Source organism: Mesorhizobium sp. M0522, assembly GCF_040321085.1.
In the GTDB taxonomy this organism is placed as follows: Bacteria; Pseudomonadota; Alphaproteobacteria; order Rhizobiales; family Rhizobiaceae; genus Mesorhizobium.
On record NZ_JAMYQW010000018.1, the window covers coordinates 17660 to 31536 of the forward strand.

Genomic DNA, 13877 nt, shown 5'->3' on the forward strand with positions numbered 1-13877 from the left:
ACTGCTCTTAGCCCAGGGCAAGCCCCGCAAGCAATCACAAGATGGCATATAGGGTTTGGGCCAGCCAAAGCGAGAGCGATGCAGCCGGGTTCTTATCCAAAAACCCGGGCTCTTATCCAAAAACATGGACGACCACGGTCAGCCAAAACGCAGTGGTCACGACCGCACAGGCGGTGGCGATGGTCATCTGGTTCGACGCCAGCGCCTGGCCGGTGTTGAACTGCACCGCGATGAGATAGGAATTGATGCCGGACGGCAACGCCGCAACCATGACCGCCACCTTGGCCGTCAATGGCGGCAGGCCGATCAGCCAGACCAGGCCGAGAACCAGCGCCGGCATTAGGAACAGTTTCAGCGCCGACAGCGCCAGCGCCGGCCTTACATTGCCGGAAATGCCGAAACGGCGCAGGCTGAGCCCCATGGCGAACAGCGCCACCGGGGCGGCCGTGCCGGCCAGCGCGTCGCTCAGCCGCGTCGCAAGCACCGGCAGCGGCGCACCGGTGAAGCGCCACGCCAGCCCGGCCAGTATGCCGATGATCAGCGGATTGATGAATACCCTCCTGAGAAAGCTCCTGACGACGCGGAGCGGATGCACAGGCTCGCTGCCGCCGCGGCCGAACATCTCGAACAGGATGATCGAGGCCATCATCATCACCGGCAGGTGAATGGAGACGAGCAGTGACAGCACTTCGAACCCGGCCGGCCCGAACACGCCGATCATGAAGGGCGCGCCGAGCAGGACGACGTTGGAGTAGGACGACGATACGCCGCCGACGACGCCGGCGCGGGCGTCTCGTCCGAAAATGCGCGTAATGACCAGATGGCCGGCAGCCCAGGTAAGCGCGACCGCCGCGAAATAAGCCCCCCATAGCGACCACGGCGCCACGCCGTGGAAATCGGCCTTTACCATGGTCTGGAACAGCAAAAGCGGCATTGCCACGTTGATGGCGAATTCGGATACGCCCTCGCCGCTCGCCGGCTTCAAATAACCGGTCAACCCGGCAAGATAGCCGAGCCCGACAAGACTGAAAACGAAGAGGACGGTTTCGGTAAGCGGAGACATTTTTCCCGTGATAGGCGAGCCCCGGCGGCGGCGCAATCGCCCTTCCCTCGCGAATGTACCGGCCAACAATCCGGCCGCTCGGATCTTGCCCGAATTTGCTCATGGTTGGATGCCAGCGCTATACAGGGTTGTCGGGGGACACGCGGCGAATGGGCCTTGTCGGAAATCAGCACTTCTTCAAGCAGGCGTGGCTGACGGCTTTCGTCGGCGCCATGCTTTGCCTCGTGGTGACCTCGGCTCATGCCGCGGAGCCGGCGAGCCTCAAGGGTGTGGCGCTGATCGTCGGCCAGTCGAAATACCAGCACATAGCGGCTCTTCCCAACCCCGGCAACGACGCCCGCGACATCGCCAAGATGCTGACCGACCTCGGCTTCGACGCGCGCAGTGTAACCGACCGCGACACGGCAAAGCTGAAGCGCGACCTCGAGCGTTTCGCCGAGGATGCAGAGGACGCCGACGTCGCCTTGATCTACTATTCCGGCCACGGCATCGAGGCCGGCGGCGAAAACTATCTGGTGCCGGTAGACGCCGACGTTTCTTCATTGAAGGACGCCGATCAGGCCCTGGTGCCGATCTCCGCCGTCATGGACGAATTGAAGACGACCGTGCCGGTAACGATCATGTTGCTCGATGCCTGCCGCACCAACCCGTTTCCGGCGGATGCGGTGCTGCGCCGGGCGCCGACGGCCTCGGCCTCCCCGATCAGCGCCGGCGGATTGGAGCCGGTGCGCGGTGCCAGGGCACTGGCAAACGCGACCGCGACGGAAAATCTGGGAACGGTGATCGGCTTTGCCGCCGAGCCGGGGCGGCCGGCACTCGACGGCATCGTCGGCGAAAACAGCCCCTACGCAGCGGCACTTCTGCGCCACCTAGCGGCAATGAAGGGCACCGAGTTCGGCTCGGTCATGCGCATGGTGACCGAGGAGGTCTATCTCGACACCAAGGCAAGGCAGCGGCCATGGGTCAATGAAAGCCTGCGCCGGCTGCTCTATTTCGGCGTTGCACCGCAGGAGCCCACCGGCGACGACGACCTGATCACCGGCGAGCGGCGGCAATTGCTGCTGACGATCGCCGAGTTGCCGAACCCCAAGCGGGCACAGGTCGAACTGGCCTCGCTGCAGGACGGCGTGCCGCTCGACGCGCTTTATGGCGTGCTGAAGGCGCTCGGCACCGAAAAGATGCCGGAGGACCCCACCGACCTGCAAAAGCTGCTCGATGCGCAGGCCGAGCGCCTGAAGAAGATGATCTCCGAGCGCAACGCGCTGCGCACCGACGACCCCGAGATCAGCCGCCTCGTCGCCTCGGCCGACAAAGCGATCGGCCAGGGCGCCATCGTCACCGCGCGCAACTTCCTCGACCAGGCGGTGGGCCGGGTCGAGCAGGCCAGCGGCGTGGTCGATCGGGCAGAGGATCTGGTCAGGCAGAAGCGTCTTGCCGACGCGGCGATCTATGCCAGGCGCGCCGACGCTTCGGCGCTGGTCTTCGACTATCTGTCGGCCGCCAACGACTACGGCGAGGCCTTCTCGCTGGTCGAGAGATGGGACGACAGGCTGCGCTGGAACTACAAGAACCAGGAGGCGGAAGCGCTCAACGCGCATGGCAACGCCACCGGCGACAGGCAAGCGCTGCAGCACGCTATCGACGCCTACCGCGTCATCCTGAACTTCATCCCCAATGGCGAGCAGAACCGCGACTGGGCGATCACCCGCAACAACATGGCGGTGGTGCTGCAGACGATCGGCGAGCGCGAGCGCGAAACCGACCGGCTGGAAGAGGCAGCGAAAATCTTTCGCGATTCGCTTGCCGTGTTCGAGCGCGAGAAGGACGACATCAACTGGGCCGCGGCCCAGAACCACCTGGCCAATGTGCTGTTGAAGATCGGCGAACGCGAGAGCGACCCGAAACGCCTGAATGAGGCGGTGGTGGCGATGCGCGCCACGCTGGAGAAGCGGCCCCGCGACAAAGTCCCGCTGGACTGGGCCGCCTCGCAAAGCAACCTTGGCCTTGCGCTTTACGCGCTTTCGGAGCGCGAACCGGACGGCGAGCGCCTGACCGAGGCCGAGGCCGCCTAGCGGCTGGCGCTTGAAGAATACACGCGCGAAAAGGCGCCCGTTCAGTGGGCGATGGTCCAGAACAATCTCGGCAACACGCTGGTGTCTCTCGGCACGCAACGCAACGACAAGGCAAAAATCGACGAGGCAGCCGCGGCATTCCGCGCCGCGCTCGAAATCCGCACACGCGACACCTTCCCGCTCTCCTGGGCGAGCAGCCGTCTCAATCTGGGTAACGCGCTGAGCAGTGCTGCCCGTTTCGATCTCGGCACCGGCCTGCTCGAAGAGGCGGCTGCCGCCTATGGCGACGCGCTGACCATATTCACACGCCAACGTTTTCCGACGGATTGGGCTTCGGCGGAGAACAATCTCGGCTCGATCTACCAGACGCTCGGCCAGCGCACGCGCGATCCTGCCAGGCTTGAGCAATCGGCGGCCGCATACCGGGCGGCACGGCGCGTCTACACCAAGAAGGAGTTTCCGCTCGACTGGGCGATGACCCACTACAATCTCGGCAACACGCTGCAACTGCTCGGCGGCGTGACCGACAAGCCGGTGCATTACGAGGAGGCGATCGAGGCCTATCGCGATGCACTTCGCGAATACAAGCGCGAGACGACGCCGCGGCAATGGGCACTGGCGCAGGCCGGTCTAGGCTCGGCGCTGCAATGGCTGAGCATGAGCGAGGCCGATCCCCGCAAACTGGCCGCTTCGATCGCCGCGCGCCGGGCAGCGCTGGAGGTGCTGACCTTCGAGACCTCGCCCGTCGACTGGGCGAACGCGCAGAACGGCATCGGCATGAGCCTGATCAATCTAGGCAATCTCGAACGCACCGGCAAATATCTGGACGAAGCCGAAGCCGCCTTCGAGGCAACGCTCAAGGTCTTCACCCGCGAAAGCCAGCCGATGCAATGGGCCTTCGAGCAGAACAATCTCGGCGACGTCCACTGGAACCGCGGCAGCTATGGCGGTGGCAATGCCGAATACCAAAAGGCGATCGAATTCTTCGAGAACGCCAAGCAGGGCTTTACCGATGCTGGCTATACACTCCCCATCCCGCTGACCGACCGCAAGATCGATCTGGTGAAGAAGCAGATAGCGAAGAAATAGGCGTCTCGGCCGCAGGTTGCACTCGGCTTGTCTTTCAGCCGGCTTTGCCGTCCCTATATGCCGGTCACCGGGGACCTGCCTGCCGGTCACCCGAAAAGGATGTCTGATGCTTCGATTTGTGCTGGCGCTGCTGTTGCTTGCCGTTTCCGCCACAGCCCATGCGACGGAAGCCGGCTGGGCGCTGCTGCGCGACGGCGGGCATGTGGTGCTGCTTCGCCATGCCATGGTCACCGGCACCACCGATGCGGCCAATTTCGACCTCGGCAAATGCGCCACCCAGGTCAATCTCTCTGAGCGCGGCAAGCAACAGGCGCGCAAGATCGGCGCGCTGTTTGGCGCCCGCGCGGCACCGGTCGAGCGCGTGCTGTCCAGCCGCTATTGCCGCTGCCTCGAAACCGCGCGCATAGCTTTCGAAAGCGAACCGGAGCCGTTCGCACCGCTTGACCTGCTGAAGACCGACGAAAAGGAGAAGGCCGCTCAGATCGCTGCGATCCTGGCAGAGATCCGCGGCTATTCCGGCTCCGACAATCTGGTCATGGTCACGCATCTCGAAGACATCAAGGAATTGACCGGCATCTCGCCGCGCGAAGGCGAAGCCGTGGTCGTCGAGCCGCAAGGCGACGGATTGCGCGTGCTCGGCCGCGTTACCTTCTGACCGGGCCGGTCGCTCCTCGCGTCGAGCGAGATAGGTGTTGCCGAAATGCCACTGCCACGAGAAGCCGTGGTTGGATTCCGATCTCATCTTGCTCTGCCTGGGCAGCAATCCCATCTGCGCCCGGCGTATCAGGCCTTTTCCTGCCCGGAAAAACCGATTAGACAGCCCAAAACACATGCGGACAGATTCCGCCCGCAATCGAAGGAAAAGCCCTTGTCCACCACGTTCGACAAAGTCGCCAAGATCATCGCCGACACCAGCGAGATCGACATCGAGACGATCACGCCCGAAAGCCACACCATCGACGATCTCGGCATAGACAGCCTCGACTTCCTCGACATCGTCTTTGCCATCGACAAGGAATTCGGCATCAAGGTGCCGTTGGAAAAGTGGACGCAGGAGGTCAATGACGGCAAGGCCTCGACCGACGACTATTTCGTCATGAAGAACCTGTGCGCCAAGATCGACGCGCTCGTCGCCGCCAAGAACGCCATCTAAGCACAGCGCCTGACGCGCCCTCACCCACAACAGCCGCCCATGAACCCCCGCGACGTCGTCATATCAGGCATCGGCCTTGTCTCGTCGTTGGGCGAGGGTCCGGATGCGCATTGGCAAAAGCTCGTCCAGCCGCGCCTTGAACCGGTTCTGGAGGCCTCGCGCTTCTCGCCCTATACGGTCCACCCGCTGCCGGAGATCGACTGGAACCTGCAGATCGCCAAGCGTGGCGACCAGCGGCAGATGGAGACGTGGCAGAGGCTCGGCACCTATGCGGCCGGCCTTGCGCTCGACGATGCCGGCATCAAGGGCAATGACGAACTCTGCGCGACCATGGACATGGTGGTGGCCGCCGGCGGCGGCGAGCGCGACGAGGCGGTCGACGCGGCCATTCTCGCGGCATCGGAAAGCCGCAATGACCGCGACGTGCTGCTCAACGAGAAGCTGACCACGGAATTGCGCCCGACGCTGTTTCTGGCACAGCTCTCCAACCTGCTCGCCGGCAACATCTCGATCGTCCACAAGGTGACGGGATCGTCGCGCACCTTCATGGGCGAGGAAGGTGCCGGCGTTGCCGCTGTCGAGACGGCGGCCGCGCGCATCCGCTCCGGCCAGTCGACGCATATACTGGTCGGCGGCGCTTTCCAGACCGAACACTCCGACATGCTGCTCGGCTATGAACTGGCCGGCTACCTGCATCGCGGTCCGTGGACGCCGGTCTGGCAAAGGCAAGGTGCCGAGGGCGGCGGCGTGGTGACCGGATCCGGCGGCGCGTTTCTCGTCCTGGAGCAGCGCGAGCATGCGGAAAGCCGTGGCCGGAAGATCTATGCGGAACTCGGCCCGATCCTGTCCGGCCGCGCCAGGCGCCGGCGGGGCGAACTCGATGGCGAGATCGCCGCGCTGCTGAAGCAGGCCGCATTGCCGAATGGCGAACTGCTGGCGATCTCCGGCGCTTCGGGCGCCCATGCCGCGACCGCCGCCGAGAAATCGGCGCTCGACGCCAATCCGGCGATCGCCGCACGCGGCTTTTCGACGCTGACCGGTCACATGAAGGAAGCGCAGTTCCCCTTTGCCGTCGCGCTGGCGGCCCTGGCTGTCGACCGCAAGGCCGCCTACCCTGTCTTCGACGCCACAGTCGAAAAACCGTTTGCCGGTGTCCCGAAGACCATCCTTGCAACGGCGATCGGCTATCACCAATTCGAGGGCATGGCGCTGATCAAAGCCGCCTAGAGCATCGGACCGAAACGTGTGGCGCGGTTTTCGGGCGATCCGACGCTCCAAGAGAAACAGGTTTTTGGACAACAAATGGCCAATCTGAACGACCACATGGGCAGGCCCATCGTCGCCGTCACCGGCATCGGCGTGGTGACGTCGCTCGGTGTCGGCAAAGCCGACAATTGGGCGGCACTTACGTCAGGCAAATCCGGCATCCATCCGATCACCCGCTTCCCGGTCGATCATCTCAACACCCGCATCTCCGGCATGGTCGATTTCCTGCCGTCGAGCTCCAAGGGCGCCAGTCTCCTCACCTATGAGCTTGCCGAAACCGCCGCCCAGGAAGCGATGTCGGAGGCAGGCCTCGATGCCGGCGATTTCGGCGGACCGCTGTTCCTCGCTTCGCCGCCGGTCGAGCTCGACTGGAGCGAGCGCTTTTCGCTCTACAATTCCGACAAGCCCAATAATTCAGACAGGCACGATTCCGGCGCCGAAAGGCTGCTGCGGGTAGCGCGCGGCCTCAGGGAACTCGACATTTTCGAGACCACCCAGTTCGGCTCGATTGCCGACCGGCTTGCCGACCGTTTCGGAACGCGCGGCCTGCCGATCACGCTGTCGACAGCCTGCGCTTCGGGCGCCACGGCGATCCAGCTCGGCGTCGAGGCGATCCGCCGCGGCGAATGCGACAGGGCGCTGTCGATCGGCGCCGACGGCTCGGCGACCGCCGAGGCGCTGATCCGCTTCTCGCTTCTATCGGCGCTCTCGACCCATAACGACATCCCCGAAAAGGCCTCAAAACCCTTCTCCAAGGATCGCGACGGCTTCGTGCTCGCCGAAGGCTCGGGCGCCCTTGTGCTGGAATCGCTGGAGGCAGCTCTTGCCCGCGGTGCCACCGTTCTCGGCATATTGCGCGGCTGCGGCGAAAAGGCCGACGACTTCCATCGCACGCGCTCCAAGCCGGACGGTTCGCCGGCGATCGCGGCGGTGCGCGCCGCTCTTGCCGATGCCGGCTTGAGCGAGGACGGGATCGATTATGTCAACGCCCATGGCACCTCGACGCCCGAAAACGACAAGATGGAGCATTTGTCGCTGTCGACGGTGTTCGGCGAGCGAATCTCGTCAATGCCGGTCTCGTCGAACAAGTCGATGATCGGCCATACCCTATCGGCTGCCGGTGCTGTCGAGGCAGCATTTTCGCTGATGACGATGCGCGAAGGCGTCATTCCGCCGACCATCAACTACGACAATCCCGACCCGGCAATCGTCCTCGACGTGGTGCCGAACACCAAGCGCAATGCCGAGGTCGGTGCCGTCCTGTCGAACTCCTTCGGCTTCGGCGGCCAGAACACCTGCCTTGTCATGGCGCGGGAACCGGTCTAAGCGACCTTTTTCAGCCAGACTGAACCGACAGGCACCATGCGCGCATTGCAACTTATCGAGGACCGCCGCCTTGAAACGGTGGACCTGCCGCCCCCGCCGCAACCTGCGCTCGGCGAGGTGACGCTGCGCATCAAGGCCGTGGCGCTGAACCACATCGACGTCTGGGGCTGGCGCGGCATGGCTTTTGCCAAGCGCAAGCTGCCGCTGGTCGTCGGCGCCGAGGCTTCCGGCGAGGTCGAGGCGGTTGGCCCCGGCGTTTCCAGCCTTGTGCCCGGGCAATTGGTCTCGATCTATGGCGCCCGCACCTGCGGTCTTTGCCGCGCCTGCCGCGAAGGCCGCGACAATCTCTGCGAGCATGTTTCGGGCGTGCACGGCTTCCATCTCGACGGCTTTGCGCAGGAAAAGATCAACCTGCCGGCGCGCCTTCTGGTCCCAGCTCCGCCCGGCGTGAGCGAAATCGGCGCGGCGGTGGCGCCTGTCACCTTCGGCACAGTCGAGCACATGCTGTTCGACAATGCCCGGCTGCAGCCCGGCGAGACGATACTGGTCCATGCCGGCGGCTCCGGCATCGGCTCCGCCGCGATTCAGCTGGCCAAGAAGATGGGCTGCACGGTCATCACCACCGTCGGCTCGAACGACAAGATCGACAAGGCCAAGGCGCTCGGCGCCGACCACGTCATCAATTACCGCGACGACCGCTTCGAAGGCGTCGTGCGCAAGCTGACCAAGAAGAAGGGCGTCGACGTGGTGTTCGAGCATGTCGGCGCCGAAACATTTGCCGCCTCGATGCTGTGCCTCAAGCGCGGCGGTCGGCTGGTCACCTGCGGCTCGACCTCCGGCGTGTCGACGCAGATCAATTTGATGCAGTTGTTCCAGCAGCAGCTGAAGCTGCTAGGCTCGTTCGGCTGCCGCATGGAAAACATGGCCGACGCCATGCAGAAGATGGCGGCGGGCCTGGTCGCGCCGGTGATCGACACCGAGGTTGGCTTCGACGGAATCGATGCGGCGCTGAAGCGCATGGAAGGCCGCGACGTCTTCGGCAAGATCATCCTGCGCGTCGGCTGAAATGATCGGCAACGCCTTCAGGAAGATCCGCAGGGACGTGGGATTCCGCTATGGCAGGCGGCTTCGCCAGTTCAACTACTGGCTGGTCGCGCGCGTCGCGATGATCATCATCTCCGCGCTGCGCCTGCTGCCGCCCGACAGGGCGCTCAATTTCGCCGACCGCGCTGCCCGCCGCATCGGCCCTTGGGTAGCGCGCCATCAGGTTGCCGTCGACAATCTGCGCAAGGCCTATCCGGAAAAGAGCGATGCCGAGATCGAGACGATCGCTTCCGACATGTGGGGCAACATGGCCCGCCTGGCCACCGAATACATCTTTCTCGATGCTTTGTTCGACTACGATCCCACTGCGACGAAGCCGGGCCGTGTCGAGGTCAGGGGCGTGGAGCATTTCGTGCGCATTGCCGGCGAGGACAAGCCGCATATCGTCTTCACCGGGCATCTCGGCAATTTCGAGCTGCTGCCAGTGGCGGCGGCGACCTTCGGCATGAACATCACGGCGCTGTTTCGCCCGCCCAACAACCCTTACCTCGCCGACTACATCCTCTCGACCCGCCGCTCGAGCATGGGATCGCTGCTGCCGTCTTCGACCGGTGCCTCGTTCGCACTTGCGGCCATCCTCGAGAAAGGCGGCAATATCGGCGTGCTGGTCGACCAGAAATTCACCGGCGGGCTCGAGACGACATTCTTCGGCCGCCCCTGCGAGAGCAACCGGGTTCTCGGTACCCTGGCGCGGCACTACGATTGCGATGTCTACCCGGCGCGCTGCGTGCGCCTGCCGAACAACCGTTTCCGGCTCGAGATCGAGGACAAGCTCACCTTGCCACGCACCGCCGGCGGCAGTGTCGACGTCCGCGCCACCACCCAGCTTCTCAACGACGTGGTCGAGCGCTGGGTGCGCGAAGACCCCGGCCAGTGGATGTGGTTCCACAAGCGCTGGGAGATCAGCGGCCGCAAAAAGCGTCGGCCGGCGACAGTGCGCGACAAAGCCGCCTGAGCGGAACGATCTTTTTGGGCACCGGCCCTATTTTGTTCTTGCTTTGTGCCGGCAGCTATGCTACTAATTTCAGTATGGTACTATTTGGCCCCGACGAACCCGCCGCTCCGGCGGGTTTTTTATTGCGGGCCGAGGAGCAGGCCCTAATTCGTCACGAGGATCCGCGTATTGCCGAAGCCGGCTTTGCGCACCATCGAATAGAACGCGGCGGCATTGCTGGGGTGGAGGCGCACACAGCCATGCGATGCCGGGCGCCCCAATTGCCGGATCGCGCCGGTGCCGTGGATAGCATAGCCGCCGCGGAAGAACACCGAATAGGGCATCGGCGACATGTCGTATTTGCGCGAATACCACATCCGGGCCGTCCGCTGTGGCCGGTAACTGCCGCGCGGCGTGATGTAGCCTTTGCGGGCGGTGGAAACGCTCCACCGGTAATACGAAAGCCCGTATCTTACCGTCATTGTCTGTGAGGAAATATCGATGTTCGCGACCAGGCTGGCCGCACGGCTCTCGAACGACGAACCGAACAGCATCGCTACTAATGCTGCTGCCATGAGAACAGTGTTTTTCATGCAATCAAACCCCTTTGATGCCCCTTGCCTGCCTGCCCTCGCGCTGTTCTCCAGCGTTTTGATGGCAAGCCAGCGAGCTAACACCTACTCCCTGACGATTTCACCAATCCAAAGCAGCGAATTTGAACGATTTCCCGCAATAGTTGCCGTAACGACACGCAATCGCCTCGCAATTCGCCATCGGGCTTGCAAAACCGCCTCATCCGCTGCTCAATTCGCCGAATGAACGAACCGAACGAACGGCTCCTCAAGGCGATCGATGACCGGGCCGATGATCTGGTTGCGCTGACCGCGGATCTGATCCGCTTTCCGACCATCAATCCGCCCGGCGAAGCCTATCGGCCGTGTGCCGAATTTATCGGCGCGCGGCTGAAGAAGCGCGGTTTTGAGATCGAATTCATCCGTGCCGAAGGCACGACTGGCGACACTGACCATTATCCGCGCGTCAACCTCGTCGCCCGCTTCGATGGCCGGGCGCCGGGTGCTTGCGTGCACTTCAATTCGCATATCGACGTCGTCGAGCCCGGCGACGGCTGGAGCCTCGATCCGTTCGCCGGCATCGTCAGGGATGGCAAGGTCTATGGCCGCGGTGCTTGCGACATGAAAGGCGGGCTTGCCGCCTCGATCATCGCCGTCGAAGCCTTCATCGAGGTCTTTCCCGATTTTCCCGGCGCCATAGAGATTTCGGGGACGGTCGACGAGGAGTCCGGCGGCTTTGGCGGCGTCGCGCATCTGGCCAAGCTCGGCTATTTCTCCAGGCCGAAGGTCGACCACGTCATCATTCCCGAGCCGCTCAACAAGGACCGCATCTGCCTCGGCCATCGCGGCGTCTGGTGGGCGGAGATCGAGACCAAGGGCGAGATCGCGCACGGCTCGATGCCGTTCCTCGGCGACAACGCAGTGCGCCATATGGGCGCCGTGCTGCGGGCCTTCGAAGACGAATTGTTTCCGGCGCTCGACCGCAAGATGACGCGCATGCCGGTCGTGCCCGAAGGCGCAAAACGCTCGACCATGAACATCAACTCGATCCATGGCGGCCAGACGGAGGATTTCCGGCCCGGCCTGCCCTCGCCCAACGTGCCCGATTCCTGCCGGCTGACCATCGACCGCCGCTTCCTGCTCGAAGAGGATCTCGCTGCGGTCAAGAGCGAGGTGACCGATATCCTCGAACGGCTGAAGCGCGAGCGCAAAAAGTTCGATTACGAAATCCGCGATCTGATGGAGGTGCTGCCGCTGATGACCGAGCGCGACGCGCCGGTGGTTAAGGCGGTCGCGCAAGGCATCATGGAGATATTCGACCGCGAACCGGATTACGTGATTTCGCCCGGCACCTACGACCAGAAGCACATCGCCCGGATCGGCCACATCTATGACTGCATCGCCTATGGCCCGGGCATTCTCGATCTCGCCCACCGGCCCGACGAATGGGTCGGCATTGCCGACATGCTGGACTCGGCAAAGGTGATGGCGATCGGCCTCGGCGTTCTGCTGAGGGGCGCCGGCCCGCGATGATCCGGCCATGGGCGGAAAAACATTCCTCCCGGCGTCGGCGGACGGTACGAAACGCAATTTACTCGGCGGCGAATTCACGCTTCTATCCGCCCGGGTTTGAGCACGTGTTTTAGACATGGGGAGTTGCACGATGAAATTGTGGAAAACCATTCTGGCCGCCGCGGCGCTGGCGTTGGCCGCCGGAACCTCGGCGATGGCCGCGCGCACCGACCTGGTCATCGGCATTACGCTCGAACCCCCGCATCTCGACCCGACCGCGGGTGCCGCCGCGGCAATCGACGAGGTACTCTATGCCAATGTCTTCGAGGGCCTGACCCGCATCGGCCCGAACGGCGAGGTGCTGCCCGATCTCGCCGAAAGCTGGAGCATTTCCGACGACGGCAAGGTCTACACTTTCAAGCTGCATACAGGCGTGAAATTCCATGACGGCAGCGACTTCAACGCCGACGACGTGAAATTCTCGCTCGATCGTGCCCGCGCCGACAATTCCGTCAACGCGCAAAAGAGCCTGTTCGCCGCCATCGACAAGGTCGAGGTCGTCGATCCTGCGACGGTGAATGTCACGCTGAAGAACCCGCAAGGCTCGTTCCTCTACAATATGGGCTGGGGCGATGCGGTGATCGTGGCGCCTGAGACCGCCGACACCAACAAGGAAAAGCCTGTTGGCACCGGCCCGTTCAAGTTCCAGAACTGGGCCAAGGGCTCGTCGATCACGCTGGTCAAGTCGGACAATTACTGGGGCGCCCCGGTGTTCCTCGACAAGGCCGAGTTCCGCATCATTCCAGATGCCGCCGCCGCCGTTCCGGCGCTGCTTTCCGGCGACGTCCAGGCCTTTCCGTTCTTCGATCCTGACAGTGTCGCCCAGGTCAAGGACGACCCGCGCTTCAAGGTGGTAATCGGCTCGACCGAGGGTGAAACCATCCTGTCGATCAACAACAAGAAGCCGCCCTTCGACAAGCTGCAGGTCAGGCAGGCGATTTCCTTTGCGCTCGATCGCAAGGCGATCATCGACGGCGCCTCGGCCGGCCTCGGCGTGCCGATCGGCTCGCACATGTCGCCCGCCAGCAAGGCCTATGTCGACCTCACCGGCCTCTATCCGCACAATGTGGAGAAGGCCAAGGAATTGCTGAAGGAAGCCGGCCTGGAGAATGGCTTCAAGGCGACGCTCAAGCTGCCACCGCCCTCTTACGCGCGGCTTGGTGGCGAGATCATCGCCTCCGAGCTACGCGAAATCGGCATCGATCTCGAGATCATCCCGGTCGAATGGGCACAGTGGCTCGACCAGGTCTTCACCAAGAAGGACTACGACCTGACCATCGTTTCCCATACCGAGCCTAACGACATCGATATCTATTCTCGCAAGGACTATTACTTCAACTACGACAACCCGGCCTTCGACAAGATCATCGACGAGCTGAACCTTACCTCGGATGAGGCCAAGCGTATGACGCTGCTCGGCGAGGCGCAGAAGGTCCTGGCCGACGACGCCGTGGTCGGCTTCCTCTACGAACTGCCGAAGGTCGGCGTCTGGGACGCCAAACTGCAGGGCCTGTGGGAAAACGCCCCGATCCAGGCCAACGACCTGACCAAGGTGAAGTGGACGGATTGAGCCGCTGACAGAAGGGCGAAAGTTGCACTCCGTCACACCCCCCTCTGTCCTGCCGGACATCTCCTCCTCAAGGGGGGAGATTGAGCCCTCACCGCCGCTTTCACTAACCACTAGCGTTGCAAGGACAGTGCCGGCGTGGAAACTGCCAATCTCCCC

12 protein-coding genes are annotated in these 13877 nt (G+C 63.4%); 10 read left to right on the plus strand and 2 right to left on the minus strand.

The window, feature by feature from the left end:
* Nucleotides 1-112: 112 nt before the first annotated feature.
* On the minus strand, nucleotides 113-1063 hold the full coding sequence (locus NKI58_RS19425) for an AEC family transporter (protein WP_352624606.1): 951 nt from the start codon (nucleotides 1061-1063) through the stop codon (nucleotides 113-115).
* Nucleotides 1064-1212: 149 nt separating this feature from the next.
* Between NKI58_RS19425 and NKI58_RS19430 the strand changes: the two genes are divergently transcribed.
* The 8 genes from NKI58_RS19430 to NKI58_RS19465 all read left to right on the plus strand — a co-directional run bounded on the left by NKI58_RS19430 (nucleotide 1213) and on the right by NKI58_RS19465 (nucleotide 10028).
* The gene (locus tag NKI58_RS19430) at nucleotides 1213-3135 is read left to right on the plus strand and encodes a caspase family protein (RefSeq protein ID WP_352853603.1); all 1923 of its coding nucleotides are present in this window, start codon (nucleotides 1213-1215) and stop codon (nucleotides 3133-3135) included.
* Nucleotides 3136-3186: 51 nt separating this feature from the next.
* Nucleotides 3187-4224, plus strand: coding sequence for a tetratricopeptide repeat protein (locus NKI58_RS19435; protein WP_352786966.1), 1038 nt, complete (start codon nucleotides 3187-3189; stop codon nucleotides 4222-4224).
* A gap of 106 nt (nucleotides 4225-4330) precedes the next feature.
* The gene (locus tag NKI58_RS19440) at nucleotides 4331-4879 is read left to right on the plus strand and encodes a histidine phosphatase family protein (RefSeq protein WP_352454578.1); all 549 of its coding nucleotides are present in this window, start codon (nucleotides 4331-4333) and stop codon (nucleotides 4877-4879) included.
* A gap of 213 nt (nucleotides 4880-5092) precedes the next feature.
* Nucleotides 5093-5377, plus strand: a complete 285-nt coding sequence (locus NKI58_RS19445) for an acyl carrier protein (RefSeq protein ID WP_023676462.1) — start codon at nucleotides 5093-5095, stop codon at nucleotides 5375-5377.
* A 39-nt stretch (nucleotides 5378-5416) separates the two neighbouring features.
* The gene (locus NKI58_RS19450; RefSeq protein ID WP_352568922.1) at nucleotides 5417-6604 is read left to right on the plus strand and encodes a beta-ketoacyl-ACP synthase; all 1188 of its coding nucleotides are present in this window, start codon (nucleotides 5417-5419) and stop codon (nucleotides 6602-6604) included.
* A gap of 75 nt (nucleotides 6605-6679) precedes the next feature.
* Nucleotides 6680-7969, plus strand: coding sequence for a beta-ketoacyl-ACP synthase (locus tag NKI58_RS19455; RefSeq protein ID WP_352635593.1), 1290 nt, complete (start codon nucleotides 6680-6682; stop codon nucleotides 7967-7969).
* 36 nt (nucleotides 7970-8005) lie between these two features.
* On the plus strand, nucleotides 8006-9034 hold the full coding sequence (locus NKI58_RS19460; RefSeq protein ID WP_352635595.1) for a zinc-binding dehydrogenase: 1029 nt from the start codon (nucleotides 8006-8008) through the stop codon (nucleotides 9032-9034).
* A gap of 1 nt (nucleotide 9035) precedes the next feature.
* The gene (locus NKI58_RS19465; protein ID WP_352587722.1) at nucleotides 9036-10028 is read left to right on the plus strand and encodes a lipid A biosynthesis lauroyl acyltransferase; all 993 of its coding nucleotides are present in this window, start codon (nucleotides 9036-9038) and stop codon (nucleotides 10026-10028) included.
* 143 nt (nucleotides 10029-10171) lie between these two features.
* On the opposite strand, the gene NKI58_RS19470 is transcribed toward NKI58_RS19465, so the two are convergent.
* On the minus strand, nucleotides 10172-10600 hold the full coding sequence (locus NKI58_RS19470; protein WP_254818202.1) for a L,D-transpeptidase: 429 nt from the start codon (nucleotides 10598-10600) through the stop codon (nucleotides 10172-10174).
* A gap of 222 nt (nucleotides 10601-10822) precedes the next feature.
* On the opposite strand from NKI58_RS19470, the gene NKI58_RS19475 reads away from it, so the two are divergent.
* Both NKI58_RS19475 and NKI58_RS19480 read left to right on the plus strand, forming a co-directional pair.
* Nucleotides 10823-12112: an acetylornithine deacetylase/succinyl-diaminopimelate desuccinylase family protein gene (locus NKI58_RS19475; protein ID WP_352587720.1), complete on the plus strand. Its 1290-nt coding sequence runs from the start codon at nucleotides 10823-10825 to the stop codon at nucleotides 12110-12112.
* Between the two features lie 130 nt (nucleotides 12113-12242).
* Entirely contained in the window at nucleotides 12243-13721 is a 1479-nt protein-coding gene (locus tag NKI58_RS19480) for an ABC transporter substrate-binding protein (protein ID WP_352786967.1), read from the plus strand.
* The last annotated feature ends 156 nt before the right edge of the window (nucleotides 13722-13877 follow it).

Coding starts and splice junctions, on each gene's coding strand:
- NKI58_RS19425 (WP_352624606.1), bottom strand. CDS start 1,063: ATGTCTCCGCTTACCGAAACCGTCCTCTTCGTTTTCAGTCTTGTCGGG.
- NKI58_RS19430 (WP_352853603.1), top strand. CDS start 1,213: ATGGGCCTTGTCGGAAATCAGCACTTCTTCAAGCAGGCGTGGCTGACG.
- NKI58_RS19435 (WP_352786966.1), top strand. CDS start 3,187: ATGGTCCAGAACAATCTCGGCAACACGCTGGTGTCTCTCGGCACGCAA.
- NKI58_RS19440 (WP_352454578.1), top strand. CDS start 4,331: ATGCTTCGATTTGTGCTGGCGCTGCTGTTGCTTGCCGTTTCCGCCACA.
- NKI58_RS19450 (WP_352568922.1), top strand. CDS start 5,417: ATGAACCCCCGCGACGTCGTCATATCAGGCATCGGCCTTGTCTCGTCG.
- NKI58_RS19455 (WP_352635593.1), top strand. CDS start 6,680: ATGGCCAATCTGAACGACCACATGGGCAGGCCCATCGTCGCCGTCACC.
- NKI58_RS19460 (WP_352635595.1), top strand. CDS start 8,006: ATGCGCGCATTGCAACTTATCGAGGACCGCCGCCTTGAAACGGTGGAC.
- NKI58_RS19465 (WP_352587722.1), top strand. CDS start 9,036: ATGATCGGCAACGCCTTCAGGAAGATCCGCAGGGACGTGGGATTCCGC.
- NKI58_RS19470 (WP_254818202.1), bottom strand. CDS start 10,600: ATGAAAAACACTGTTCTCATGGCAGCAGCATTAGTAGCGATGCTGTTC.
- NKI58_RS19475 (WP_352587720.1), top strand. CDS start 10,823: ATGAACGAACCGAACGAACGGCTCCTCAAGGCGATCGATGACCGGGCC.
- NKI58_RS19480 (WP_352786967.1), top strand. CDS start 12,243: ATGAAATTGTGGAAAACCATTCTGGCCGCCGCGGCGCTGGCGTTGGCC.